This window comes from Nitrobacter sp. (assembly GCF_051535215.1).
In the GTDB taxonomy this organism is placed as follows: Bacteria; Pseudomonadota; Alphaproteobacteria; order Rhizobiales; family Xanthobacteraceae; genus Nitrobacter.
This window is the reverse complement of the sequence record NZ_JBPPLY010000002.1, coordinates 105804-130865: the sequence shown is the minus strand read 5'-3', so window position 1 is coordinate 130865 and position 25062 is coordinate 105804. Positions and strand designations below refer to the sequence as shown.

Annotated in this window: 22 protein-coding genes; 6 read left to right on the top strand and 16 right to left on the bottom strand. The window is 62.3% G+C overall.

Features of this window, described 5'->3' with window-relative positions:
• The first annotated feature begins 68 nt into the window (after positions 1 to 68).
• Positions 69 to 1208 carry an alpha-hydroxy acid oxidase gene (locus tag ACS3WB_RS03250; RefSeq protein ID WP_438274360.1) on the top strand — a complete coding sequence of 380 codons (1140 nt, stop codon included), beginning with the start codon at positions 69 to 71 and terminating at the stop codon, positions 1206 to 1208.
• A gap of 76 nt (positions 1209 to 1284) precedes the next feature.
• Here ACS3WB_RS03250 and feoB read toward each other — a convergent pair whose 3' ends face one another.
• From feoB to ACS3WB_RS03205, 9 genes are all read right to left on the bottom strand, one after another.
• Positions 1285 to 3165, bottom strand: a complete 1881-nt coding sequence (feoB, locus tag ACS3WB_RS03245; RefSeq protein WP_438274134.1) for a ferrous iron transporter B — start codon at positions 3163 to 3165, stop codon at positions 1285 to 1287.
• Positions 3162 to 3479, bottom strand: a complete 318-nt coding sequence (locus tag ACS3WB_RS03240) for a FeoA family protein (RefSeq protein WP_438274133.1) — start codon at positions 3477 to 3479, stop codon at positions 3162 to 3164. Before ACS3WB_RS03240 ends, feoB begins: the two co-directional genes overlap by 4 nt.
• Before the next feature lie 114 nt (positions 3480 to 3593).
• The gene (locus tag ACS3WB_RS03235) at positions 3594 to 4445 is read right to left on the bottom strand and encodes a shikimate dehydrogenase (RefSeq protein ID WP_438274132.1); all 852 of its coding nucleotides are present in this window, start codon (positions 4443 to 4445) and stop codon (positions 3594 to 3596) included.
• A 135-nt stretch (positions 4446 to 4580) separates the two neighbouring features.
• Positions 4581 to 6332, bottom strand: coding sequence for a SulP family inorganic anion transporter (locus ACS3WB_RS03230; RefSeq protein WP_438274131.1), 1752 nt, complete (start codon positions 6330 to 6332; stop codon positions 4581 to 4583).
• 59 nt (positions 6333 to 6391) lie between these two features.
• Complete coding sequence (locus tag ACS3WB_RS03225) at positions 6392 to 6598, bottom strand: helix-turn-helix domain-containing protein (RefSeq protein WP_438274130.1); 207 nt, start codon at positions 6596 to 6598, stop codon at positions 6392 to 6394.
• A 203-nt stretch (positions 6599 to 6801) separates the two neighbouring features.
• Complete coding sequence (locus tag ACS3WB_RS03220; RefSeq protein WP_438274129.1) at positions 6802 to 8877, bottom strand: elongation factor G; 2076 nt, start codon at positions 8875 to 8877, stop codon at positions 6802 to 6804.
• A gap of 162 nt (positions 8878 to 9039) precedes the next feature.
• Complete coding sequence (locus tag ACS3WB_RS03215) at positions 9040 to 9522, bottom strand: DUF992 domain-containing protein (RefSeq protein ID WP_438274128.1); 483 nt, start codon at positions 9520 to 9522, stop codon at positions 9040 to 9042.
• Positions 9523 to 9690: 168 nt separating this feature from the next.
• The gene (locus tag ACS3WB_RS03210) at positions 9691 to 10251 is read right to left on the bottom strand and encodes a DUF992 domain-containing protein (RefSeq protein WP_438274127.1); all 561 of its coding nucleotides are present in this window, start codon (positions 10249 to 10251) and stop codon (positions 9691 to 9693) included.
• A 191-nt stretch (positions 10252 to 10442) separates the two neighbouring features.
• Positions 10443 to 11645 (bottom strand): pyridoxal phosphate-dependent aminotransferase, encoded by a 1203-nt coding sequence (locus tag ACS3WB_RS03205; RefSeq protein ID WP_438274126.1) that lies wholly within the window; start codon positions 11643 to 11645, stop codon positions 10443 to 10445.
• A 579-nt stretch (positions 11646 to 12224) separates the two neighbouring features.
• Here ACS3WB_RS03205 and ACS3WB_RS03200 point away from each other — a divergent pair.
• Together ACS3WB_RS03200 and ACS3WB_RS03195 are read left to right on the top strand one after the other, a co-directional pair.
• Positions 12225 to 12878 carry a glutathione S-transferase family protein gene (locus ACS3WB_RS03200; protein ID WP_438274125.1) on the top strand — a complete coding sequence of 218 codons (654 nt, stop codon included), beginning with the start codon at positions 12225 to 12227 and terminating at the stop codon, positions 12876 to 12878.
• Positions 12879 to 13276: 398 nt separating this feature from the next.
• Entirely contained in the window at positions 13277 to 14431 is a 1155-nt protein-coding gene (locus tag ACS3WB_RS03195; protein ID WP_438274124.1) for a PQQ-dependent sugar dehydrogenase, read from the top strand.
• 27 nt (positions 14432 to 14458) lie between these two features.
• Here ACS3WB_RS03195 and ACS3WB_RS03190 read toward each other — a convergent pair whose 3' ends face one another.
• From ACS3WB_RS03190 to aceA, 3 genes are all read right to left on the bottom strand, one after another.
• The gene (locus ACS3WB_RS03190; RefSeq protein ID WP_438274123.1) at positions 14459 to 15022 is read right to left on the bottom strand and encodes a hypothetical protein; all 564 of its coding nucleotides are present in this window, start codon (positions 15020 to 15022) and stop codon (positions 14459 to 14461) included.
• Positions 15023 to 15232: 210 nt separating this feature from the next.
• Positions 15233 to 15439, bottom strand: a complete 207-nt coding sequence (locus tag ACS3WB_RS03185) for a DUF4170 domain-containing protein (RefSeq protein ID WP_011509641.1) — start codon at positions 15437 to 15439, stop codon at positions 15233 to 15235.
• A 12-nt stretch (positions 15440 to 15451) separates the two neighbouring features.
• Positions 15452 to 16759, bottom strand: a complete 1308-nt coding sequence (gene aceA, locus ACS3WB_RS03180; protein WP_438274122.1) for an isocitrate lyase — start codon at positions 16757 to 16759, stop codon at positions 15452 to 15454.
• A gap of 168 nt (positions 16760 to 16927) precedes the next feature.
• On the opposite strand from aceA, the gene ACS3WB_RS03175 reads away from it, so the two are divergent.
• Together ACS3WB_RS03175 and ACS3WB_RS03170 are read left to right on the top strand one after the other, a co-directional pair.
• Positions 16928 to 18373 (top strand): helix-turn-helix domain-containing protein, encoded by a 1446-nt coding sequence (locus tag ACS3WB_RS03175; protein WP_438274121.1) that lies wholly within the window; start codon positions 16928 to 16930, stop codon positions 18371 to 18373.
• 251 nt (positions 18374 to 18624) lie between these two features.
• Entirely contained in the window at positions 18625 to 19791 is a 1167-nt protein-coding gene (locus ACS3WB_RS03170; protein ID WP_438274120.1) for a DJ-1/PfpI family protein, read from the top strand.
• A 97-nt stretch (positions 19792 to 19888) separates the two neighbouring features.
• On the opposite strand, the gene ACS3WB_RS03165 is transcribed toward ACS3WB_RS03170, so the two are convergent.
• Entirely contained in the window at positions 19889 to 20455 is a 567-nt protein-coding gene (locus tag ACS3WB_RS03165) for a c-type cytochrome (protein WP_438274119.1), read from the bottom strand.
• Positions 20442 to 21719 carry a sulfite dehydrogenase gene (soxC, locus tag ACS3WB_RS03160; protein ID WP_438274359.1) on the bottom strand — a complete coding sequence of 426 codons (1278 nt, stop codon included), beginning with the start codon at positions 21717 to 21719 and terminating at the stop codon, positions 20442 to 20444. Before soxC ends, ACS3WB_RS03165 begins: the two co-directional genes overlap by 14 nt.
• 453 nt (positions 21720 to 22172) lie before the next feature.
• On the opposite strand from soxC, the gene ACS3WB_RS03155 reads away from it, so the two are divergent.
• Positions 22173 to 22676, top strand: coding sequence for a DUF1993 domain-containing protein (locus ACS3WB_RS03155; protein ID WP_438274118.1), 504 nt, complete (start codon positions 22173 to 22175; stop codon positions 22674 to 22676).
• Positions 22677 to 22855: 179 nt separating this feature from the next.
• Here the strand turns inward: ACS3WB_RS03155 and ACS3WB_RS03150 are convergent, their stop codons facing one another.
• The gene (locus tag ACS3WB_RS03150; protein WP_438274358.1) at positions 22856 to 24595 is read right to left on the bottom strand and encodes an ABC transporter substrate-binding protein; all 1740 of its coding nucleotides are present in this window, start codon (positions 24593 to 24595) and stop codon (positions 22856 to 22858) included.
• A gap of 123 nt (positions 24596 to 24718) precedes the next feature.
• Complete coding sequence (locus ACS3WB_RS03145) at positions 24719 to 25048, bottom strand: DUF2160 domain-containing protein (RefSeq protein WP_438274117.1); 330 nt, start codon at positions 25046 to 25048, stop codon at positions 24719 to 24721.
• Positions 25049 to 25062: the final 14 nt, after the last annotated feature.

Below are 25062 nucleotides of genomic sequence, written 5' to 3'. Positions count from 1 at the left end.
CGGAATCTGACCATCCTACGGAGATTCCGGATCCAGACGAACGACGACAGGAACAGCCAGACATGCCGATGGATCGGATCACCTGTATCGAAGATCTGCGCGAGGTCCACCGCCGCCGCGTTCCGAAGGCATTCTTCGACTATGTCGATTGCGGCTCATATTCCCAACAGACGTATCGCGCCAATCGCGACGACCTTCAGGCGATCAAGTTTCGTCAGCGAATCCTGGTCGACATCTCCAGGCGCGATCTCGCGACCAATATCCTCGGCGAAAACGCAAGCCTGCCGCTCATCCTGGCGCCGGTGGGTTCGACCGGAATGCAATACGGCGATGGCGAAATCCATGCCTGCCGCGCCGCACAAGCCGCCGGCATTCCGTATACGCTGAGCACGATGTCCATCAACTCGATCGAAGACGTGGCGGAAAGCGTCGACAAGCCGTTCTGGTTTCAGCTCTACGTCATGAAGGATCGCGGCTTCGTCAGGGAACTGATCCAGCGCGCCGTGGCGGCGAAATGCAGCGCGCTGGTGCTGACAGTGGATTTGCAGGTGCTGGGCCAGCGTCATCAGGACATCAAGAACGGCCTGTCGGTGCCGCCGCAACTGTTCAGCCTTTCCAACCTGCTCGACTTCATGCGCAAGCCGTCATGGCTGATCGGCACGCTGCGCGCGAAACGCCGGAATTTCGGCAACATCGCAGGTCACGTCAAAAACGTTGACGATCTCGGATCGGTGGCGGGCTGGGTCGCCGGACAGTTCGACCCAGCGTTGAACTGGAAGGATGTCGAATGGATCCGCGGCATCTGGCCCGGCAAGCTCATCCTCAAGGGCATTCTCGACATCGAGGATGCGAAGAAAGCGGCAAAGACCGGCGCACAAGCGCTTGTGGTCTCCAACCATGGCGGCCGTCAACTCGACAGCGCGCAATCCTCGATCGAAATACTGCCGAGGATCGTCGATGCGGTCGGATCGAAAGTGGAAATCATGTTCGACGGCGGCATCCGCTCGGGCCAGGACGTGATGCGTGCGCTCGCGCTCGGCGCAAGATCCTGCATGATCGGACGCGCCTACGTCTACGGTCTCGGCGCGTTCGGCGGTCCAGGCGTGACCAAGGCACTCGACATCATCGCCAAAGAACTCAGCGTGACCATGGGCCTGTGCGGCGTCAATACGATCGCCGACATCGACCGCCGCGTGCTCGCGGCATGAACGCCTGAAAAGCCGACGCGGCCTTTCTTTCCAGCCGGGCAACCGCCGCGCGTGAAACCGCGCGCCGGATCGGCGCTCAGCCCCAGCCCAGCGCCAGCGCGATGCGATAGGTGACGAAGGCAGCGAGATAGGCCAGCGCCAGCATGTAAAAGAACGTGATGAGCATCCAGCGCCAGCCACCGGTCTCGCGCTTGATGACGGCCAGCGTCGAGGCGCATTGCGGCGCGAAGACATACCAGGCCAGGAACGCCAGCGCGGTCGCGAGACTCCATTGCGAAGCGAGCATGTGGCCGACCTGCTCCGTGGCCTCCTTGCCGCCCTCGATCGCATAGACGGTGCCGAGCGAGGCCACCGCCACCTCGCGCGCGGCCATGCCGGGAATCAGCGCGACGCTGATCTGCCAGTTGAAGCCGATCGGCGCGAGCAGCGGTTCGATCCAGCGCCCGATCATGGCCGCAAGGCTGAAATCGATCGCGGGCTCGGTGGCGCCCGCCGGCGGACGCGGAAACGACGCCAGAAACCAGATCAGGACCATCATGGAAAAGATCGTGGTGCCGGCGCGTTTCAGAAACGCCATCGCGCGCTGGTAGAGATTCATCAGCACGCTACGCAATTGCGGCAGCTTGTAATCCGGCAGTTCCAGCATGAAGGGCGGCGTCGCGCTGTCACGCCAGAAAAAGCGGTTGGCCACGAACGACACCGCGAGCGCGCTGAAGATTCCCATCGCATAGAGCCCGAACATCACGAGCCCCTGCAATCCAAGAACGCCCAACACCGGCCGGTTCGGTATGAAGGCGGCGATGATCAACGTATAGACAGGGATGCGTGCCGAACAGGTCATCAGCGGCGCGACCATGATGGTGGTCAGCCGGTCGCGCTTGTTATCGATCACCCGCGTGGCCATGATGCCCGGAATCGCGCAGGCGAAACTCGACAACAGCGGGATGAAGGCGCGGCCGTGCAATCCGGCGCCGCCCATGATGCGATCCATCAGGAAGGCCGCGCGCGCCATGTAGCCGAGATCTTCAAGCAGCAGAATGAAAAGAAACAAAATGAGGATCTGCGGCAGGAACACGAGGACGCTGCCGACGCCGGAGATCACACCATTCTGGACGAAGCTCTGCAGCAATCCCTCCGGCAGCACGGTCGCAGAGAACGTCCCGAGCGCATCGAAACCTTGCGTGATGAGTTCCATCGCCGGTTCCGCCCAGGCAAACACCGCCTGGAACATCACGAACAGGAGCAGCAGCAGCGCAGCCATGCCCCACACCGGATGCAGCAGCACCGAGTCCACACGCGTGGTCCACGTATCGGGCTTTGCGGGCTCGCTCACGGAGGCGCGGATCACGCGATCGGCTTCACGCTGCGCCGCGCGAAGGTCGGACACGGCCGGCGTCGTCCAGTCGCTCGCGGCGATGGCGCCGGCCGGCTTGCCGACGATGTCGTCGATATGTCGAAGCAGATCGTCGATGCCGCCGCGCCGCACGGCGGTCGACGTTACCACCGGCACGCCGAGTTCGGCGGAGAGCTTGTCGAGATGAATGTCGACGCCGCGCCGCCGCGCGATGTCGATCATGTTCAGCACCAGCAGCATCGGGCGGTGTACGCGCTTCAATTCGATCACGAGGCGCAACGCCACGCGAAGATTGGTGGCGTCGGCGACGCAGAGCAGGAAGTCGGGCGGGCTTTCGCTTGCAAGCTTACCGAGAATGACGTCGCGGGTGATGTCCTCGTCGGGGCTGCGGCCCCGCAATGAATAGGTCCCCGGCAGGTCGATCAGGTTGACCCGGTGGCCGGATGCGGTTTTCAAAAACCCGGACTTCCGCTCCACCGTGACGCCGGCGTAGTTGGCCACCTTCTGGCGGCTCCCCGTGAGGGCGTTGAACAAGGCGGTCTTGCCGCTGTTCGGTGTCCCGACCAGGGCGATGCGCCAGTCATTCACATCGATGGCGCTCATGCTGTGGTTTTCGCCGCCCGGTCGTGAACGCCAACCATGATCGCCATGGCTTCGCGCCGCCGCAGCGCGATCGTCGTGCCGTTAACGCGGATCGCGATCGGGTCCCGGCCGATCGGCCCCTCATGCAGGATCTGCACCGACGCGCCTTCGACGATTCCGAGTTCGAGAAGGCGCCGCTCGATCTCCAATGCCGACACCCCAAGGTGATCGCCGTCGACCATGATCGCACTGACCCGGCCGCTAAAGCCGCGTTGTGCAAGGCCCAGCGGAGTGGTCTCCGCGGCGTCAGGGATGCTGGTTTCAAGATCGGACATAATGGTCGCTTCAGGATGACACTCTACCAACTGGATCATGCTTTCATGGGGGTCAAGACAAAGAGCGTTGATTGGTGGCCAGATTAGAACGGTTAAAAAATCTGGGCGCGAAACTCAAGTCGCCGAATGAGCGCAGAGATCGGCCTCGACCAGGGCACGCAATTCCGGCGTCACCGCCGGACGTCGTCCGAACCACAGTTCAAATCCGCGCACCGCCTGATGCAGCAGCATTCCAAGACCATCAGCGGTTCTGAGGCCGCGGGCCTTCGCAGCCGCGAGCAGCGGCGTTTCCAGCGGAACGTAGACCAGGTCGGCGACCACCGCGTCAGATGGCAGCAGCGGCAGTTCGATGTTCAGCGGAGGCTGCCCCACCATGCCGAGGGAGGTTGTATTCACGAGCAGCCCGGCGCGCGGCAGTACATCCTCGAGCCTGTTCCAGACCAGCGGCACGACTGTTCCGCCAAATTGACCCGCAAGCGCCTGCGCTCTTTCCATTGTGCGGTTGGCGAGATGGATGTGCTTGATGCCGCGTTCGATCAGGCCGAACACCACGGCACGCGACGATCCGCCGGCGCCAAGCACCAGCGCATCCGCGGTGCGATCCCAGCCCGGCGCGGCGACATCCAGATTGCCGATGAAACCCTCGACGTCGGTATTGGTGGAACGCAACGCCTCACCTTCATAATAGAGCGTGTTGGCGGCGCCGACCGCCGTTGCGCGCGCGTCGGGTGCGGTCAGTTGAAGCGCCCGCTCCTTGTGCGGGATCGTGACGTTGGCGCCGACGAAGCCGTGCTTCGAGAGATTCATGACGAATTCGGCGAAACCTTCGGGCGGAATCGCTTCGATGCTGTAGCCGCCATCGATCCCGTACAGGCGCAGCCAGTAATGATGGATCAGCGGTGAGCGCGAATGCGCCGCGGGCCATCCGATCAGGCAGGCGGCGGGGACTTCACTCTTGGCTGACATGGCTGGTCCCATCGCGAAGCGCGCCCGGCGATCGGGCGGCGCGATCGGATGAGATCATGCAAGGCGCGGCCGCTGTCAATGCCACGGACCGCAATCGCGCGACGCAGCGGACACCGCAAATTCGCCCTGCGCGGCTCAAGACGCTGGTTGCGCTTCCCTCGCAGCGACGGGCAGCGCATGGCGGGACGTCTTGATGTCGGCGACGGCCCGCGCGATGGTCTCCCGGAATTTCGCGCGCGGTGGCCTCACTCCGTGGGTCAGGAGCGCCCGGCGCACCGCCGGCGACGCGCCGGTGACGAAAAACGGGATTCCCTGCCGCCCCGCCTTGGCGGCGATCCGGCTGATGGCGTTCGCCGCGGTGGAGTCGAGGAACGGAACCGCAGCGAAATCCACGACGAATGCTTTTTGTCGCTCCATGATCGCATCGAGCACCGACCCTACCTCGGACGCCGCACCAAAGAAGAATGCCCCGGTGATGCGGTATATGACGACGTCCGGATCAGCCACCAGCGCGGCATCGTAGGGCTGACGATCGCCATTGGCGTCGTCGGCCTTGTCCTCGGCCACCAGCGGAATGTCGGCTTCAACGCCGATGGTCTGCGCCATGCGGTTGATGAACAGCACCGCACCGAGCGCGAATCCGACCAGAATGCCCTCGGTGAGATCGCGGAAGATAGTCAACAGGAAGGTGGCGAGCAGGACGACCGCGTCACCTCGCGATGCGCGGATCAGGGTGACGAATTCGCGCTTCTCGACCATGTTCCAGGCAACAATCGCCAGCACCGCAGCCAACGCCGCAAGCGGAATATAACTTGCAAGGGGCGCCGCGATCAGCATGAACAGCAGCAGGAATGCCGAATGCAGCATCCCCGCGACAGGACCACGAGCGCCGGCGCGGATGTTGGTTGCGGTCCTCGCGATCAATCCGGTAACGCAGATGCCGCCGAACAGGGCGGAAGCGACATTGGCGATGCCCTGCGCCATCAATTCGCAATTCGAACGATGCCGCCGTCCGGTCATGCCGTCCGCCACCACCGCGGACAACAGCGACTCGATCGATCCGAGCAGCGCGAACGCCACGGCGTCAGGAAACACCGCCTGCATCTTGTCGAGCGAGAATGCAGGCCAGACCGGCCACGGGAGTTCGCGCGGAATTCCGCCGAAGCGCGTGCCGATCGTCTCCACCGGCAACGACAGCGCCCATGCGGCACCGGCGGCGACCACGATCGCGATCAACATGCCGGGCCAGGTCGGCCGCAGTTTCTTCAAGCCCACGATGATGACGATGGCGACAACGCTGACCGCGATCGCGGGCATGCTGACGGTGTTGCCGGCCCGCGCCAGCGCCGCGAGCTTCGGAATAAGCTGGCTCGGCTCCTGCGCCAGCGTGATTCCAAGAAGGTCCTTGATCTGACTGGCAAAGATGATGACGCCGATGCCGGCGGTGAACCCCACCGTAACCGGATAGGGAATGAACTTGATGTAGGTGCCAAGCCGCATCAGGCCGGCGGCGATCAGCAACACGCCCGCCATCAATGTCGCGAGGATGACGCCGTCGATGCCGTGACGCTCGACCGTCAGCGCCACCAGCACGATGAACGCGCCGGCGGGACCGCCGACCTGAAACCGGCTGCCACCGAGCAGCGAGACAAAAAATCCCCCTACGATCGCGGTGGTCAGGCCGCGATCCGGCGTGACGCCGGAAGCGATGGCAATGGCCATCGACAGCGGCAGCGCCACGATCGCCAACGTGAGTCCGGCGACGACATCAGCGCGGAAATCGGCGCCGCGGTAACCCTCGCGCAACACGGTGAGGAGTTTCGGCGTGAACAGTTCTGCGAAGGTCGGCTGGCGGATTGGGTGGGGTCGTCCGTCGGCAATGCTCATCCCACACATAGTCCTCGCATCGCGCGCAGATCGCAGGAAAGTGCGATTCGGTGACCGTCTCAGCCGCCGGAAAGGCGCGGAGGTCCCGGCTCTTTCAGGTACAAGCCGCGCACGCCGCGCCCGCTATCGTCGCTGGGCGCGTGTTTGCCCTCGCTCGCTTCCATCCACTGGATGGTCGGCAAGGACATTCCCGCCAGCGCGGCGAAGCGCTTCTGGTCAATGCCCAGAAGCGCGCGCGCTGCCCGCACCTGAAAGGATGTGATCAACGCTCGATATCAATATTTGAGATATTATAAATGATGTCTTACACGATTACAATGATGTAAAATACATCATTGTAACTAACAAAACAAGGCAGCCAGCCGAGGTCCCGACGATCAGGCGCACAAGCCCTCCGACTGTTGGCGCGTATTGCGCGAAGCGGAGACCGATCAGAATACGCGCAAGCTATCGATCGAGAACAAGGGCTCTAAGCGGCGACCCGACGCGCGGCAATGATCTGGTCGGCGGCCCGGCCGTTGACTTCAGCCATGCGATCGAACTCGCGGGTAAAACTCCCCGCTCCCGCCGTCGCCGACCGCAGTTCGACGATGAGATCGCCGATCTCGGCTTCCGGCATCATGGCGCGCACACAGTCCCAGCCGGTCCAGCCCTCACGGGTATCAAAACCGAGAATCTGGCCGCGCCGCGCCGACAGGATGGCGTTGATCTTCGCCGTCGCCTCGCTCGGACAAACGATCTCGACGACATGGATCGGCTCCAGCAGCACCGGCTGGCATTGAGGCAGGGCTTCCGTCACGCCGATGCGCGCCGCGGTGCGGAAGGCTTGATCCGAGGAGTCGACGCTGTGATAGGAGCCGTCGATCAGCGTCACCTGCACGTCGATCACCGGAAAGCCGAGGGGACCGCGCGAGAGTCCGTCCACCACACCTTCCTCCACCGCGCCGATATAGTTGCGCGGCACCGCGCCGCCGACGATCTTGTCGACAAAGACAAAGCCCGAACCGCGCGGCAGCGGCGTGATTTCCAGAACCACGTCACCGAACTGGCCGTGTCCGCCGGACTGTTTCTTGTGGCGTCCGCGCTGGGTCATGGATTTGCGGATGGTCTCCTGATAGCCGATCGCGGGCGGATGCGATTTCACGTTGACGCCGAAACGATCGTGCAGTCGCTCCAGCGCGACGCGCAGATGCATCTCGCCCTGCCCCCACAGCACGGTATCGTGGGTCTGCGGATTGTGAACGACGGCAAGCGAAGGATCTTCCTCGTTGAGCTTGGCGAGAGCCTGCCCAAGCTTGACATCGTCCTTGCGGTCTCCGGCTGCGAGCGCCATCGCCAGCACCGGCGCGGCCGCCGCGACGCTGACCAGCGAAGGCGGCGCGACCCTGGCGGTCGTCAGCGTATCGCCGGTCTTCACGGCGTCGAGCTTGCCGAACGCGCTCATCTCGCCGGCTTCAGCCGATGCCCGCCTGGTTTCCTGCGCGCCGGTCGCGGCGAGAATGCCGGAGATTTTTCCGCCCTCGCCGGACGACGCCAGCACCGCGGCGCCATCGTCGAAACGGCCCGTCAGCACCCGCGCCAGCGACAGCTTGCCGCCGTGCTGGAGGTGCACGGTCTTGAATACATAGGCCAGTGCTTCCCTGCTGTCGGCTACCCCCATGCGCTTCGCGGTCGCGCCGATGCCGGGAGCCTCGTGCCGGAGCGCCTTCATCAGACGCAACACGCCATTCTCCCGCGCAGCCGAACCGAGCAGCACCGGGCAGATCTGGCCTTCGCGCAATTCGCGCGCGAGATCGTCGAACACAGCATCACGTGGCGGCGGGATATCCTCGAGCAATTGCTCCATCAGCGCGTCATCGTGATCGGCAAGTTTCTCCAGCATCGAGAACCGCGCTTCCTTTTCGCGGTCGAGATCGCCTCCGTCCAGTTGGACCACTTCGGAGGCCATGTGCTCGCGATAGACGAAGGCGCGCTCCAGCGCGAGATCGACGAAGCCGGCGATCAGGTCGCCGTTCCAGATCGGAATCTGCCGCAACACCAACGGCGTCCGTGATGCCGGCTGCAACGTCGCCAGCGTTTCGCGAACTCGCTTGTTCGCCTTGTCGATCTTGTTGAGAAACAGAAATCGGGGAATGTTCTGGTCTTCCAGTTCACGCAGGATGATCTGCAACTGCGGCAGCTTGCGCTCATCGGCCTCGCATACCACAACGGCGGCATCGACCGCGGGGATCGCCGCGCGCATGTCGTGCGCGAATTCGATCGAACCCGGACAGTCGATAAAGGAATAGGTTTCGCCCATGAAGCTGGTGGTGGCCGAGGTCAGCCCGACGCCCATCTTGTGCTGGCGTGCTTCGGCGCTGGCGTCGCCGACACTGGTGCCCTGCTCGACGCTGCCTGCTTTGGGTATTGCGCCCGTTCGGGCAAGGATGGCTTCGAGAAGTGTGGTTTTACCGCTCTGGAAAGGGCCCACCAGCGCAACGCACCGGGGGCCCGATGCTTGGGTGCCTAGGGGGGTGCCTCGTGGACCTCTGGGGTCTGGTCCCATTGCCGCCTCCTGATCTGGAAGTCGGCCCATGATTGGGTCGGCACAATGATGCTCCTCCCGCGCTCCGGTTTTGGCAAGCGGGAAAACTTCGTGCGGCAAAGTGAGGCGTACAATAGCGGTTCAACCGCTGCGGGGGAGCCGACCCGGACTTACCAAAAGTTGTCAACGCCCCGGACGCAATTCGAGCGCGGCGAGACCGGCCGCAATGTTGAGGCCGACCTGTCCCTGTATGCTGAGCGGTTGCAGGGCGATCGAGTTGGCGGAGCCGCCGATCAGCACGTTGCCCCCAAGTCCGACGCCGATCGAAGCGCTGCCTTGCGCGCCGGCGTAGTCGCCGGAGAGATCACCGGGACCGAGCTGCGCCACCGGCGCGTAGACGGCCCAGGCCAGCGCCGATTCCTGGGTGATGCCGAGATCGACGCCGACCTTGCGGATCGTCGCGACATAGCGATCTTCGGGCAGGCCCTCCATGTGAAACACGCAACCGAGATTGGTCACCGAGCCGACGATAAATCCCACGCTGGCTGCGCCGCGGCATTCGAGAACGCCGACCTTGACGCGCTCGGCGGGCTGTTGCGCTAGAGCACCCGCGATCGAAATGACGACCACCGCCACAGCGCCCGTCAGAGCTGGAATACCGCGCATGAAAACTCCGGATGACATGGTGATGCAGAAATGGACCGCCACACTTATGGCGTGGGCATTTTTATCGCACACTGGCCCGCCTCTCGCCAGACGCGAACTTGCAGCCATGAACATCAAAAACAAAAAAGAGGCCCGCTTGTCGCGGGCCTCTTCGGTCGTCCGATCCGATCAGTGATGATGGCGATGGTGATGCCGGTGATGATGGCGGCGATGGGAATGCCGATGCCGCTTGTAGCGAGGCGCCGCACGCATATCCGCCGGGCGCAGATCGACGTCGACGACGCCGGCCACGGCACTGAGGCCGGTCTGGCCCTGCAGGCTCAGCGGCTGCAGCGAAATCGAATTGTCGGATCCGCCGACCAGCAGGTTGGCGCCGATGCCGACGCCGACCGTGGCATTGGCGCCGACCCCGCCGAAGTGACCGGCCAGTGCGCCGGGACCCAGCCTGTGGCTCGGTGCATTGACCACCCAGGCGAGCCCGGTCTGCTCCGTCACGCCAAGGTCGAGGCCGAAACGCTGCACCCGCGCGATATAGGGCTCAAGCGGCGCGCCGGTATTGCTGCGGAAGACGCACTGCAATTCCGTCGTCGAGCCGACCACATAGCCTACGTTCTGGCCGCCCTCGCATTCGAGGATTCCGGCCTGAACCTGACGATGTTGGGCATGGGCGCCGGCAACGGACGCCACGAGCGTCACGGCGGCCACGGCAAGGAGTCTTGGGAAACGCATAAGTTGATCTCCGCTGGGAAGTTGGGAAAGGTGGGTGGAACATGATGGAACCGCCGTGTCGAAAACAAGGCGGCTGCCACATCGCGGCATCAAAATGCCGGCAACGTTGCTAAAACTTAATGAACTCTGCGCAGCTCCACCCGGCTTTCGCAGAGTTCAGTTGGCTAATGACGCGACCCCGGAGCCCTCCGTCAGCGTAAGCTGCCGCAGAAACGCTGGATGCGGTTGCAGGCGTCCTCCAGATCGGCGGTTTTGGTCGCGTAGGAAATGCGGAACGCCGGCCCGAGGCCAAACGCCGATCCCTGCACCACCGCAACCCCTTCGGCCTCCAGCAGTTCACTGACAAAATCCTCGTCGGTCTCCAGCTTCTTGCCCGATGGCGTGGTCTTGCCGATGGTTCCGGCGCAGGACGGATAGACATAGAATGCGCCTTCCGGCCGCGGACAATCGATGCCTTTGGCCTGGTTCAGCATCGCCACCACGAGGTCGCGACGCTCCTTGAACACCTTGTTGTTATGGGAAATGAATTCCTGAGGCCCGTTCAGCGCCTCGACCGCCGCCCATTGCGAGATCGACGACGGGTTCGAGGTCGACTGCGACTGGATCGTCGCCATCGCCTTGATGAGTTGCGCGGGGCCACCGGCATAGCCGATACGCCAGCCGGTCATGCAGTAGGCCTTCGACACGCCGTTCACCGTCAGCGTGCGGTCGAACAGTTTCGGCTCGACCTGCGCGGGCGTGGTGAATTCGAAGTCGTCATAGATCAGATGCTCGTACATGTCGTCGGTCATCACCCAGACATGCGGGTGCTTCACCAGCACGTCGGTCAGGGCTTTCAACTCGGCGCGCGTATAGGCCGCGCCGGTCGGATTCGACGGCGAGTTGAGAATGATCCACTTCGTCTTCGGCGTGATCGCCCTCTCCAGCGCGTCGGCCTGCAGCTTGAACCCGAATTCCGCCGTGCAGACGACGGGCACGGATTCGCCACCCGCCAGCGCCACCATCTCGGGATAGCTGACCCAGTAGGGCGCGGGAATGATCACCTCGTCGCCGGGATTGATCGTCGCCATCAGCGCGTTGTAGAGAACCTGCTTGCCTCCGGTGCCGATGATGATCTGGGTCGGCTTGTAGCTCAGGCCGTTCTCTCGCTCGAATTTGGCTGATATGGCTTCCTTCAGCTCGGGGATGCCATCGACCGCCGTATACTTGGTCTTGCCGGCCTCGATCGCATGAACCGCCGCCAGCTTGATGTTGGCGGGTGTATCGAAATCTGGCTCGCCCGCGCCGAGGCCGATGACGTTCCGTCCCTCCGCCTTGAGCCGACGCGCTTTATCCGTGACCGCGATGGTCGCGGACGGCTTCACACGATCGAGCGCAGCAGAGAGAAAAGGCATCATCGTCTCCATACCGGCGCCGTGATCCAGCGACGCCGCGACTGTCACAAATCTTCATGATGAGATCGATGCACACTAAAACGCGTTCCGCTGCACCGCAAGAAGATTGGCTATAACTTTTTGGTCTTCCGCTCAGGAAACCTTAAAGCGCCGCCGCTAGCGAGCGGAGGTCGCATGCCTCGCCGGGTTCGCCGACGGCTTCCGCGATTTCGAGATAATGGGCTGGGGGCGGCATGGGCGTAGCCGCTGTTTGTCCAAAGCGTTGCCGGTGCGACGGACGTACCGCTCGGCACGATCGCTCTGCTCGCGCTCTATACTCAACCTCCGTCGCGCGTGGCGAGACCGCCAGGACTTGGCGCTCCGGAACCGCAAACTCGCGCGCATGTGATATCGGTCCGCGCGGTTTGCCGACATGATTTTCTCCTGAAACCCGTGGCTGCAGCAGTTATCGGGCTTTTCGCATGTGTTGAACAATCAGACCTTTCCGGGCCCTTGCGATGCGCCGCCCGCCGCATCATTGTTTACCCGTGCAGCAACCAGCCCGCTTCCTCGGCCCGAACGGATCCAGCCATTCCCCGCATGTACAAGCTCTATTCAATGCAACGCTCGGGAAACAGCTACAAGGTTCGCCTTGCGCTGGCTTTCCTTGGCGCGCCCTATCAAGCCGTCGAGGTCGATATCCTGCGGGGAGAAAGCCGCACGCCGGATTTTCTTGCGAAGAATCCGAGCGGACAGGTGCCCTTGCTGGAAGTGGAGGAAGGGCGTTACCTGGCGGAGTCCAATGCGATCCTGTGGTACGTCGCGCTCGGAACCGCGCTGGCTCCGGACTCCCCGATCGAGCGCGCCGAAGCGCTGCAGTGGATGTTCTTCGAACAGCACGCGCTGGAGCCCAATATCGGCGCCGCCTATTTCTGGCTCTCGCTGGTGAAGGGCGGCCGCGATCTGCAAACCCACGCGCTGGACGACTGGATGGAGCGCGGCTATGCGGCGCTTCAGGTCATGGAGAATCATCTGAGAACCCACGATTTCTTCGCCGCCGATCAACTCACCATCGCCGACATCGCGCTTTATGCCTACACCCATGTCGCCGACAAGTGTGACTTCGACCTTACGGCGTTTCCCTTGATCCGCACCTGGCTGCGACGGATCGAACAGCAGCCCGGCTTTGCTGGCATGGACGGACGCGCTGCTCCGTCGGGAAATGCGGCTGCCGGCATCGCAGCCGGCATCTGATCGCGTTCAGCCGGGAGCGACTCGCCTTGCTTTGGACATCTTTCATGCCGACCGCCGCCCCAATCCTGCCCGCGCAGGGTGAAAGACTCGCGCATTGCTGGTGATTCGTCCTCGAAGGATTGATGCACGATGCGATCGCAGAGCACGAGCGGCGGCTTTGGGGCACCCATCATACGCGTCGCCTCCCCGCGCCTGACCAATGCGGTTGCCGCGTCGCTAGCGATTGCGGCCTTCGCTATTTGCCTTTGCCTGGCCTTCGCGGTGATATCGATCAAGGTCGCGATGACCGTGCCGGTCCCCACCTGAATCGATCCGGTTTCGCGGATCCTGCATCGTGATCTTTTTGCGGTCACCGGCGTTTGTCGTCGTGACCATCCGCTCGACGACGGAACGATTCGATGAAGGCATCCAACGCGTGGGCTACGGCCGTCCTGAGTGCAGCCATCGCGCTGACCCTGCTCTTCGTGATCGCCACTGGCGCGCATGATGAAAGCACGACATCCAAATCGTCGGCCGGCCAGATTCAAGTGAAAACCATCGCCAGCGGCCTGGTCCATCCGTGGGGCCTCGCCTTCCTGCCGGACGGACGGATGCTGGTGACCGAACGTCCGGGCCGTATCCGCATCGTCACTTCCGATGGCATATTGTCGCCACCCTTGAAGGGCGTGCCGAAGCCCTATGTCGGGGGACAGGCGGGCCTCCTCGATGTCGCGCTCGATCACGACTTTACGGCCAATCGCACGCTCTATTTCTGTTACTCTCCCGACAGCGGCGGCAATGCCTCCGTCGCGCGGGCGCGACTGAATGAGGATGCCACTGCGCTCGATGACGTGAAGGTGATCTTCACGCAGGTCGGTCCCGGCGGCCAGGCCAATCATGGTTGCCGTATTGCGCAAGGCGCGCGCGACGGCGACCTTTACGTCACGCTCGGCGACCATTTCGGCCCGCGCGACGAGGCGCAGAACCTTCGCGTCGACAATGGCAAGCTGGTCCGGATCGCTCCCGACGGCTTGGTGCCGCCGGACAATCCGTTCGTCAAGAGCGACGGGGCGCGTCCGGAAATCTGGAGCTACGGCCACCGCAACGGACAAGGTCTCGCATTCAATCCCGCGACCGGCGATCTCTGGGAGATCGAGCATGGCCCGCGCGGGGGCGACGAGGTCAACATTATCGGCAAAGGCAAGAACTACGGCTGGCCGGTGATCGGCTACGGCATCGATTACAACGGCGCGAAGATCCACGAGAGCACATCGAAGCCCGGCATGGAGCAGCCGATCAAATACTGGGTGCCGTCGATCGCGCCTTCCGGCATGGCGTTCTATACCGGAACGCTGTTTCCGGGATGGCAAGGCAGCCTGTTTACCGGCGCGCTGGCGGGCAAGATGCTGATGCGGCTTTCACTCAATGGCAATGTCGTCACCGGAGAGGAGCGGCTTCTGCAAAATCTCAACGAGCGCATCCGCGACGTCAGGCAGGGTCCCGACGGGGCATTGTGGCTTTTGACGGACAATGCGGCCGGGCGCATCCTTCGAGTTTCGCCGGCCGGGAAGTGAGCCACGCCAAGATCAAGCCGCCGCGCGTTATGGACTCCTGAACGCCGCGACCAGCGCGAGCCCGAACAACGCGACGATGCCGGCGATGAATCCGAATGCGAACGCCCAGAACCGGCTGAGGCGCGGTTTGTTCGCCTCAACTTGCTGCGGCAACGCCGTCGACGTTGCCGCCAGCGCACGCTCGCGCTCGATCATGCGGCGGGCAACATAATCGGTGACGGCGTCTGCGATCGCTGCGGCGTCATGGGATTCCGCGAGCACGATCCGGCCGTGACGGGTATCCTGGACGAAACGGTACATGCGCTTGTCGCGGCCCATCAGGACATGCGCCACCACGTCGATCCACAGCCGCGGCGTATCGCCGTGACTGATGCCGCGCTCGAACAGGTCAATCTGGTCGGGCACCTCCGCGAACAGCGGATCGAGCGCCTCGTTCATGATCTCGAGCCGCGCCACTTCCGCGTCGCGCAGATCGACGACGACGCCGGTGCGGTCTGCGGCCTCGATCCGGGCCTGGCGCAGTGCATCTCGCAGCCGCCCGGGCTTGGCGGTTTCCGCTGCGGCCGTTCCCTTACCCGGTGCGTCCGACATTCAGTCGCTTCTCCCGCAGAACCCGGCCACCATTAACCCGCCGGTAATCATAACCTAGCAGCAACGGCGTTTTTCGCGCAAAGGCCGTTCCGTTCCAGCGGCTTAATGCACCCTCGGGAATGGTCGTCTCCCCTGAGCGAACGGCCCCGCCCGGTATCCCGGGCAGGGCCGTCCACTTTCCCTGGGCACTTCTTCTTGAAGACTGGCGCGTCAGCTCGCCATGCGATTGGGCTCTTCCACGATGGAGAAGCGCACGCCGGCGCGGTGACGGTTTTCTTCCGACACCACCCGCCAGGCGTCTTCGGCTTCCTTCCGCGTCTTGAACGGACCCTGGACCTGCGCCGAGCCTTCCACCAGCTTGTGGAAATTCATCGAACCGAACTCGCCGCCGATCACCCAGAAATTGCTGCCGGTCATGAAAGCCTCCTCTTATTCGGCTGCCTGAACCCTGATATCCGAACCGTGCGGCTTGAACTGCGCGGCTTCGGTGGAGTCGTGAAGCGCGGTGGTCGACGACTGACCGCCGCTGATCGTGGTCGAAACCAGATCGAAGTAGCCGGTACCGACCTCGCGCTGGTGGCGCGTCGCCGAATAGCCAAACTGCTCGGAGGCGAACTCCGCCTGCTGCAGGCGGGAATAGGCCGCCATGCCTTCCGCCTTGTAACCACGCGCCAGTTCGAACATGCCATGGTTGAGCGAGTGGAAGCCGGCCAGCGTGACGAACTGGAACTTGTAGCCCATCGCGGCGATCTCGCGCTGGAATGTCGCGATGGTATCCTTGTCGAGGTTGGCCTCCCAGTTGAACGAGGGCGAGCAGTTATAGGCCAGCATCTTGTTCGGATAGACCTTCTTCACAGCCTCGGCGAACTTGCGCGCGCCGTCGAGGTCGGGCTTGGAAGTCTCCCACCAAAGAAGATCAGCGTGCTTCGCAAACGACAGCCCGCGCTTGATGCAGTGATCGAGACCGCTGCTAGGCCTGAGGCGATAGAAGCCCTCCGCCGTTCGCTCGCCGGTGATGAATTCGTGGTCGCGCTCGTCGATGTCCGAGGTGATGAGCTTGGCGCTCTCCGCATCGGTGCGCGCCAGCACGAAAGTCGGCACGCCGCAGACGTCGGCGGCGAGCCGCGCGGCGATCAGATTGCGTTCATGCGCGGCGGTCGGGATCAGCACCTTGCCGCCCATGTGGCCGCACTTCTTTTCCGATGCGAGCTGGTCCTCGAAGTGGACGCCGGCCGCGCCGGCCTCGATATAGGCTTTCATGATCTCGAAGGAGTTGAGCGGTCCGCCGAAACCCGCTTCCGCATCCGCAACGATGGGTACGAACCAGTCGATCTTCGCGCCGCCCTCGGCGTGCTCGATCTGGTCGGCGCGCTGGAAGGTGCGGTTGATGCGGCGGCAGAGCTCCGGCCCTGCATTGGCCGGATAAAGGCTCTGGTCCGGATACATCGTGCCGGCGGTGTTGGCGTCGGCGGCGACCTGCCAGCCGGAGAGATAGATCGCGGGCAGCCCGGCACGCGCCTGCTGCATCGCCTGATTGCCGGTGACGGCACCGAGCGAATTCACATAGGGCATTTCCTGGAGTTGCTTCCAGAGCCGGTTGGCCCCCTTCTCGGCGAGCGTGTACCTGATTTCCACCGAGCCGCGCAGCCGCTCGACCTCCTCAGCGGTGTAAGGACGGCTGATTCCCTCAAACCGGCCCTGGGGGGCGGGAACGAGCTGCTCAAAGGTCTTGGACATCATTATCTCCAGTCCACATTCGTGACATTGCATTGCAAAACGTGGCTCTAGCTAAACGCCAATCAAATCAATCAGTATAGAGGGCTTGATTTCAAATGATGATGTCATGTAACATCTATTCATGTAATAGATGTTATTTTGTAATTCTTGTCATAAACGAGTGCCCGCATGGCAACGGTTTCGGGTAAAAAGCTCTTCGTCGGCCCGCGATTCCGACGTATCCGGCAACAGCTTGGGCTGTCGCAGACCCAGATGGCGGAAGGACTCGGCATCTCCCCGAGCTACGTCAACCTGATCGAGCGCAACCAGCGCCCCGTCACCGCGCAGATCCTGCTTCGTCTCGCGGAAACCTACGACCTCGATCTGCGCGATCTCGCCACCGCCGACGAGGATCGCTTCTTTGCCGAACTGAACGAGGTCTTTTCCGATCCGTTGTTCCGGCGGATCGACATCCCGAAGCAGGAACTACGCGATTTGGCCGAACTGTGCCCCGGCGTGACCCATGCGCTGCAGCGCCTTTATGCCGCCTATACCGAGGCGCGGCGCGGCGAGACGCTGGCCGCCGCGCAGTTTGCCGACCGCGACGAGGGCGCGCGCTTCGAGGCCAACCCGATCGAGCGCGTGCGCGACTTGATCGAGGCCAACCGCAATTATTTCCCCGAGCTCGAACAGGCGGCGGAAAACCTGCGCGACGAGATCAACGTTCCGGCGCAGGAGCTTTTCGCATCGCTGAGCGCGCGGCTGCGGGAAAGGCATTCGATCCAGACCCGCATCATGCCGGTGGACGTCATGCGCGAAACGCTGCGCCGCTTCGATCGTCATCGCCGCCAGCTTCTGATTTCCGAACTGGCGGACGGACCCGGCCGTGCGTTCCAGCTTGCGTTCCAGATCGGACTCGCCGAATGCACGCCCGCTTTTGACACGATCATCACCCGCGCCGGCGCATTGGACGACACCTCGCGTCGGCTGTACCGCATCACGCTGGCGAACTATTTCGCCGGTTGTGTGCTGATGCCCTACCAGGCCTTCCATGCGGCCGCGGAATCGCTCGGTTACGACATCCACGTGGTGGCGCAGCGATTCAACACCGGATTCGAGCAAGTTTGTCATCGCCTGACCACGCTGCAGCGGCCGAACGCGCGCGGCGTGCCGTTCTTCATGCTGCGCGTCGACAATGCCGGCAACGTCTCCAAGCGTTTCTCGTCAGGCACGTTTCCGTTCTCGAAATTCGGCGGCACCTGCCCCTTGTGGAACGTCCACTCCACCTTCGACACGCCGGACCGCCTGTTGAAGCAGGTGATCGAACTGCCCGACGGCAGCCGCTATTTTTCGATCGCGCAGATGGTGCGCCGCCCCGTCGCGCCGCATCCGCAGGCGCAGCCGCGCTTCGCCATCGGCCTGGGCTGCGAAATCAGGCACGCATCAAGACTGATCTATGCCGCCGGCATGGACCTCGACAACGCTGAAGGCACGCCGATCGGCGTCAACTGCCGGCTGTGCGAGCGCGAGAATTGCGCCCAGCGCGCCGAGCCGCCGATCACGCGCACGCTGATCTTGGATGAAACCACGCGGCGCATGACCAGCTTTGCGTTTTCGAATGCAAGAGAGGTGTGAGGACTTTCCTTCGTGATCGGGACGGAGTCCTAGCGGCAATCCGTAAATCTTCTCCGGCGCGAATTGATGGCGAGATCCGGGATATGGATTACCTGGAACCTACGGCCCGCGCGCGCAATTAGCGTTTTCGAGCGAAGCCTATTCTTGGCTTGAGCCGAGGGTGCAGTGGGTTCGCGTGAAGAAAACGCATCAACAATCCGGAGCGTGGCTTCCGAGGAGACTTGCATCGTCAATCATTGGAGCATCCCAACATGAAGCGGTCATTCGTGTTATTGGGAAGTCTAGGCGCTTTGGTTCTCTTCGCGATGACCGGCGCGGTCTGGATAGCCAACCTTCCTCCGGCGCCATCGCCCGTCAGAGCAATGCCGCCGATCTCGCCTCAGGAAACCGACGCCGTCATCGCAGCCTTGAAGCCGCCCAAGCGTCAGCGCCCACTGATCGCGATCCTGGGCATCAACGACGCCACCGAGACCACCGATTACCTGATGCCCTATGGCATCCTTCGACGTGCCGACGTCGCTGACGTGGTAATGCTGGCGACCAACCCGGGAACGGTGAGACTTTTTCCGGCGCTCAAGGTTGAGCCGCAAGCGACGGCTGCTGCCTTCGACGAGCAGAATCCGGAAGGCGCCGACTACGTCATCGTCCCTGCCATGAGCCGCGACGACGATCCAACGGCCCTGCGTTGGATCAGGAACCAGGCGGAAAAGGGCGCGACCATTGTCGGCGTGTGCGCAGGCGCCAAGGTTGTCGGCAATACCGGACTGCTCGACGGCAGACGCGCGACGACCCATTGGTATTACCTCAAGGAGTTGCGCGGCAAGCATCCAACCATCCGCTACGTCCCCGATCGCAGGATAGTGGTCGATCGCGGCGTCGCAACGACGACAGGGATTTCGGCATCCATGCCGATGTCGCTCACCCTCATCGAAACCATTGCCGGACGACACAAGGCTGATGCAGTCGGCCGTGAAATTGGCCTTCCCTCGTGGGATGCGGGCCACGACAGCGACGCCTTTCGCTTCACGCGGCCGTTCGCATTGACAGCGATCCGCAACATCGTCGCGTTCTGGAACCGCGAGCAACTCGGCATCGAACTCAAGCCCGGCATTGATGAAGTATCGCTGGCGCTTGTTGCGGATGTCTGGTCGCGAACCTATCGCTCGCATGCGATCACGTTCGCGCCCGCCGGCGATCTACGCACTCGCAACGGCATCCGCCTCGTCCCGGATCGGATTACGACGAACTGGCCCGCCCGATATCGGCTTCCGGCGATCACCGATCAGCCGCCGGCCGCCGCACTGGATCAGGTGCTTCACGATATTGACGCCCGCTATGGAAGAGATACCGCCGACTTCGTCGCCATGCAGCTTGAATATGCCAGCAATCGGTCATCAGCGGCTGTTCCGACTCCGTAAATCCGCGAGCCGGGTCAGGATTTCCGGACGCGAAACACATCCGGCGTCGTTTGCTGCCGGAGCGGGACGAAGTTTTTATCGGCACCCATGCATGAGTTCATCTGTACAGTTGAAGCTCAGGCCGGGGATCAGGGATAAAGCCGTCCCTGTTGGGCATCTCCACCTTCGGCAAGGTCTTCGCATCCATGGTCTCGTTCGGCTTGATGACCTTGGCTTCCGACAGGATGTAGGCGACCAGGGAATACACGTCGTCGTCCTTGAGCGAACCGGGCGCATTGAAGGGCATCGCGCGCTTGATGTAATCGAACAGCGTCGTTGGGTATGGCCAGTAACTCTCCACGGTCTTGACCGGCGTCTTGCTTGCGAGCGTACCCCGGCCGCCGATCAGACGATCACCACCTATGCCCTTGGCCGGATTTCCTTGCAGCTTGTCGCCATGGCAGGCGGCGCAGGTGTTGGCAAAAATGGCCGCACCTGCTTTTGCTGTGCCGCTTCCCGGGGGAAGTCCCACGCCCGAAGGCGGAATCGAAAAGTATTTAGCCATCTCATCCGTCGTCGCATTCCGGCCGATGCCGAAATGATCGATGGTCGATTGGGCGCTCGCGCCGGCGGAGAACAGGCAGAGGCCGGTCGCAAGAGCGAGATATTTCCTACGCATGGACATTGGTCACATCTCCCGCCTCGCTGACGGCCCAGCTCTGGATCGCGTTGAGGTGATAGATCGAACCGAACGGCCCGTTATCACCGCGGATCGCGATGAGTTGCTTAAGGGTGGGCTGGACATAGCCGGTCTCGTCGATGCAGCGGCTCTGCAGCACCGCAGCCTTTCCGTCCCACATCCACGGGAAGCTGAAGCGCACCGTGCACATCGGCTCGGAAACCGACTCCAGACGCGCCGGATACCAGGTCTTTCCTGAATCGAGCGAGACATCGACGGACTGGACCCGCCCTCGCCCTGTCCATGCAAGGCCTGTGACGTTGTAGAAACCCGGACCCGGCAGCTTCATGTCGCCGGACGGAAACGTGATGACCGACTTCGCCTCCATGTCGAGGGTGAAGATGCGCGCCTTACCGTCTCCGAGAAGATCGGTATACTTGGAAGTCTCCTCGCGGGTCATGAACGGCTTGTCGCTGACCTGCAGCCTCCGCAGCCATTTGATGTGAGTGTTTCCCTCATAGCCGGGAAGAAGAAGCCGCAAGGGATAGCCCTGTTCGGGACGGATCGCTTCACCGTTCTGTCCGTAGACGATGAGGGCGTCCTGCAGCATTTTCTCCATCGGAATGCTGCGCGTCATGACCGCGGCGTCGGCGCCTTCCGCCAGCACCCAGGCTGCACCTTCCTTCAATCCGGTCTCGCGTGCGAACGTCGCGAACTGAACGCCGGTCCATTCAGACGTACTGAGCAGCCCGTGCGTTCCCTGCACGGTCTTCATCGTCGGCTTGTTCCATTCCGTCAGACCGTTGCCGGAGCACTCGATGAAATGCTTGCGCGTCACCGACGGCAGCCGCTTGATGTCCGCCATCGAGAACGTCATCGGCCGATCCACCATGCCGTGGATCAGCAAGTTATGCCTGGCCGGATCGATCGTCGGAATCCCGCCGTGATGACGCTCGAAGTGGAGTCCTGACGGCGTGATGTTGCCCAGTCCCTTGCCGAGCGGAGTGAGACTCCAGGAGGTGTTCTCGTTCGGCGTTGGATAGCGCATGCGAACTTCGGTCTCGAACTGAGACCTCGTTCCATAGCTTTCATCGGCAACCGGACGTCCCTGCTCCTTCGTCGGATCGTCCGGCACATTGAAAAACTCAGCTCCGGGCGACGCTTTCGCCGTCTCGGCATGAGCGATCGAAGCTGCACCCGCCGCTCCGACGAGTGACCCCGCCGCGAACAAAAAGCCGCGCCGACTTGAGATCATGCGACGCGGAAACATTCCGTCCTGACAGTCGCAGTCTTCCTGGAGACGTTGCGCGATATGGCGCTGTTCGGCCATAATCATCTGCTCAGCCATATGGCGAGCCTTGTCGTCGTAGACGACCTTTTCATCGCTGTTCAAGTTGCTCTCCCTAAGAGACCTTACGATCAATCGAGAACCGCACCACGCCTGGTAAAGTCTCGGCTTGACGTTCAACTCGAATTCTCCGCAAAGCCTATCTCTGCGGACCATGAAGCGTATCGGCCGCTCGCCTCGCTTGTGAATTAACATGGTGGTGAAGACGGCTTCGACCAAAGTAGACTCGACATCGCGTTTCGGCAGTTGCGGGGCTACGCTTTTCCGCTGTGACGGAGGTTGCGATATGGAACAAAGCTTCCCATCTGCAGATGGCAGCCCGTTCCGCTGTTTCGCCGTCAGCTTCCGCACCACAGAGCAAACAAAGGCATTCCCATGTCATTTTACGATTCCGCCGCGCCGGCCTTCCTGCAAACGCTCGGCGCGCTTTCCGACATTCTCAGGAAAGCCGAAGCCCATGCGAGCACGCGAAAGATCGCGCCCGAAACTCTGCTGACCGCACGGCTCTATCCGGACATGCTGCCGCTGACGCGCCAGATCCAGATCGCCTGCGATTTCGCTGTGAAGACCTGCGCGCGGCTGACCGGTTCGGAGGTGCCGAGCACGCCCGATACGGAGAAGACCTTTGACGACTTGCAGCAGCGCCTTACCAAGGCGGCGGATTACGTGAAAGGTGCGGCACCCGCCAAGTTTGACGGTGCGGATGGTCGCGACGTCACCTTTCCCGCAGGGCCGGACAAGACGATGACGCTGAAGGGCCAGCAGTATCTCAGTCAGTTCGCGTTACCGAATTTCTATTTCCATGCGACGACCGCCTACGACATCCTCCGTCATAACGGCGTCGAACTCGGCAAACGCGATTTCATGGGCGTAAAGTAGAAATCCGATGGATTTGCGCGTTGCGCATTACAGCAAAAGGCCGGGATCGCTCCCGGCCTTTTCTTATTATAGCGTTTCCAGCGAAATGGATTCCGGTCCGCGTGAAGAAAACGCGCCGATAACAATCTGGAGCTTCGCTTCTGATTCAATCAGAAGCGAAATCCTCCAGAGACACAATTTCAGTTCGAAGCCCGCTTCGGCGGCGTTGCCGGCCACGACTTGATCAGCGTATCGTAGTCGACGGTTTCGCCTTTCGGCTTTTCGTCGGCGAGCTTGCGCTGCGGCGCGATGTTGCCGTCCTTTGCCGATTTCTCATACCAGTATTCGGCAGTCTTCTTCGGATTGAGCTTCGGACCGCAAGCGCCCTGCACGCCGGACTTCTCGATCCGCGCCATCACCGAGTCCTGGGCGGCGGCGAGCGAATCCATCGCCTGCTGCGGGGTCTTGGCGCCGGAGGCGGCGTCGCCGATGTTCTGCCACCACAGTTGCGCGAGCTTCGGATAATCGGGCACGTTGTTGCCGGTCGGAGTCCACTGCACGCGCGCAGGCGAGCGGTAGAACTCGATCAGGCCGCCGAGCTTCGGCGCACGCTCGGTGAACGACTTGTCCCAGATGTCGGATTCACGAATGAAGGTGAGACCGACATGACTCTTCTTCAAGCTGACCGTCTTGGAGACGATGAACTGAAGATACAGCCAGGCGGCCTTGCGCCGATCAGGCGGCGTCGACTTCAGAAGCGTGAGCGAGCCGGCGTCCTGATAGCCAAGTTTCATGCCCTCCTTCCAGTATGCACCGTGCGGCGACGGCGCCATGCGCCACTTCGGCGTGCCGTCCGCGTTCATCACCGGCAGGCCCGGCTTCACCATGTCGGCGGTGAAGGCGGTGTACCAGAAGATCTGCTGGGCGATGTTGCCCTGCGCCGGTACCGGACCGGCTTCGGAGAACGTCATGCCCTGCGCCTGCGGCGGGGCATACTTCTTCAGCCAGTCGAGATACTTCACGATCGAGTAGACCGCGGCCGGACCGTTGGTATCGCCGCCGCGCTCGATCGAGGAACCGACCGGACGGCAGCCCTCCATGCGGATACCCCATTCATCGACCGGCTTGCCATTCGGGATGCCCTTGTCGCCGTTGCCGGCCATCGACAGCCAGGCATCGGTGAAGCGCCAGCCGAGCGAGGGGTCCTTCTTGCCGTAATCCATGTGGCCGTAAACTTTGACGCCGTCGATTTCCTTGATGTCGTTGGTGAAGAAGTCGGCGATGTCCTCATAGGCCGACCAGTTCACCGGCACGCCAAGTTCGTAACCGTACTTGGCCTTGAACCTGGCCTTGTAATCGGGATTGGTGAACCAGTCGTAGCGGAACCAATAGAGGTTGGCGAACTGCTGGTCGGGCAATTGATAGAGCTTGCCATCCGGAGCGGTGGTGAACGACTTGCCGATGAAGTCGTCGACATCGAGCATCGGATCGGTGACGTCCTTGCCTTCGCCTGCCATGTAGTCGGACAATGCGACGGTCTGGCCGTAACGAAAGTGCGTGCCGATCAGATCGGAGTCGTTGATCCAGCCGTCGTAGACGTTCTTGCCGGACTGCATCTGGGTCTGCAGCTTCTCGACGACGTCACCTTCCTGGATGATGTCGTGCTTGACCTTGATGCCTGTGATTTCGGTGAAGGCTTTGGCGAGAGTCTTTGATTCATATTCATGCGTCGTGATCGTTTCCGACACGACGTTGATCTCCATACCCTTGAAAGGTTCGGCTGCCTTGGCGAACCACTGCATCTCCTTCAACTGATCGGCCTTGGACAGGGTCGAGGGCTGAAACTCGTTGTCGATCCACTTCTGGATCGTGGCGTCATCCGCTCGTACGGGCGACGCCAGCGTCAAAGTCATGACGACCAGCGCGGCGGCGCTCGTCATCGCCAGCAGGCGCGACCTGGTTGCGGGGCTTCCTCGTTCTCTCAGATTCAGCATCTTCGTTTCCTCCGTTGCAGCACTGGATACGATTTTAGATCCGAAGACCGGACCCGTTTCCTTTCTCCGTCAGACCGTTCGGAAAATCAGCACGGCCACCCCGAACGAAATCGCGGTCGCGAGCCACAGGCTCGATATTTCGATTCCTTCTCCACCGGCAGGAACCGTCGCGATGGTATCCGCTCCCACGAACCCGATCCACAACAGGTGGATGACCGCGGTCGCGATCAGCGAAATAAACAGCCGGTCACCGCGGGTGGTGGGGATGCGGAGGATTCCGACCCGCTCGGCTTCCGGATAGGCGGCGGCGAGATAGGTCATCGTCAGCAGCGTCAGCGCCAGCGCTACGAAAAAAATCGCAGTCGGCCATGTCCAGGCCATCCATGCGATGTGGCTCATGGCTTAATCCTCCA

What these genes read in the sequence shown, in the direction of transcription:
- ACS3WB_RS03250 (WP_438274360.1), top strand. Translation starts at nt 69, where the DNA reads ATGGATCGGATCACCTGTATCGAAGATCTGCGCGAGGTCCACCGCCGC.
- feoB (WP_438274134.1), bottom strand. Translation starts at nt 3,165, where the DNA reads ATGAGCGCCATCGATGTGAATGACTGGCGCATCGCCCTGGTCGGGACA.
- ACS3WB_RS03240 (WP_438274133.1), bottom strand. Translation starts at nt 3,479, where the DNA reads ATGTCCGATCTTGAAACCAGCATCCCTGACGCCGCGGAGACCACTCCG.
- ACS3WB_RS03235 (WP_438274132.1), bottom strand. Translation starts at nt 4,445, where the DNA reads ATGTCAGCCAAGAGTGAAGTCCCCGCCGCCTGCCTGATCGGATGGCCC.
- ACS3WB_RS03230 (WP_438274131.1), bottom strand. Translation starts at nt 6,332, where the DNA reads ATGAGCATTGCCGACGGACGACCCCACCCAATCCGCCAGCCGACCTTC.
- ACS3WB_RS03220 (WP_438274129.1), bottom strand. Translation starts at nt 8,877, where the DNA reads ATGGGACCAGACCCCAGAGGTCCACGAGGCACCCCCCTAGGCACCCAA.
- ACS3WB_RS03215 (WP_438274128.1), bottom strand. Translation starts at nt 9,522, where the DNA reads ATGCGCGGTATTCCAGCTCTGACGGGCGCTGTGGCGGTGGTCGTCATT.
- ACS3WB_RS03210 (WP_438274127.1), bottom strand. Translation starts at nt 10,251, where the DNA reads ATGCGTTTCCCAAGACTCCTTGCCGTGGCCGCCGTGACGCTCGTGGCG.
- ACS3WB_RS03205 (WP_438274126.1), bottom strand. Translation starts at nt 11,645, where the DNA reads ATGCCTTTTCTCTCTGCTGCGCTCGATCGTGTGAAGCCGTCCGCGACC.
- ACS3WB_RS03200 (WP_438274125.1), top strand. Translation starts at nt 12,225, where the DNA reads ATGTACAAGCTCTATTCAATGCAACGCTCGGGAAACAGCTACAAGGTT.
- ACS3WB_RS03195 (WP_438274124.1), top strand. Translation starts at nt 13,277, where the DNA reads ATGAAGGCATCCAACGCGTGGGCTACGGCCGTCCTGAGTGCAGCCATC.
- ACS3WB_RS03190 (WP_438274123.1), bottom strand. Translation starts at nt 15,022, where the DNA reads ATGTCGGACGCACCGGGTAAGGGAACGGCCGCAGCGGAAACCGCCAAG.
- ACS3WB_RS03185 (WP_011509641.1), bottom strand. Translation starts at nt 15,439, where the DNA reads ATGACCGGCAGCAATTTCTGGGTGATCGGCGGCGAGTTCGGTTCGATG.
- aceA (WP_438274122.1), bottom strand. Translation starts at nt 16,759, where the DNA reads ATGTCCAAGACCTTTGAGCAGCTCGTTCCCGCCCCCCAGGGCCGGTTT.
- ACS3WB_RS03175 (WP_438274121.1), top strand. Translation starts at nt 16,928, where the DNA reads ATGGCAACGGTTTCGGGTAAAAAGCTCTTCGTCGGCCCGCGATTCCGA.
- ACS3WB_RS03170 (WP_438274120.1), top strand. Translation starts at nt 18,625, where the DNA reads ATGAAGCGGTCATTCGTGTTATTGGGAAGTCTAGGCGCTTTGGTTCTC.
- ACS3WB_RS03165 (WP_438274119.1), bottom strand. Translation starts at nt 20,455, where the DNA reads ATGTCCATGCGTAGGAAATATCTCGCTCTTGCGACCGGCCTCTGCCTG.
- soxC (WP_438274359.1), bottom strand. Translation starts at nt 21,719, where the DNA reads ATGTTTCCGCGTCGCATGATCTCAAGTCGGCGCGGCTTTTTGTTCGCG.
- ACS3WB_RS03155 (WP_438274118.1), top strand. Translation starts at nt 22,173, where the DNA reads ATGTCATTTTACGATTCCGCCGCGCCGGCCTTCCTGCAAACGCTCGGC.
- ACS3WB_RS03150 (WP_438274358.1), bottom strand. Translation starts at nt 24,595, where the DNA reads ATGACGAGCGCCGCCGCGCTGGTCGTCATGACTTTGACGCTGGCGTCG.
- ACS3WB_RS03145 (WP_438274117.1), bottom strand. Translation starts at nt 25,048, where the DNA reads ATGAGCCACATCGCATGGATGGCCTGGACATGGCCGACTGCGATTTTT.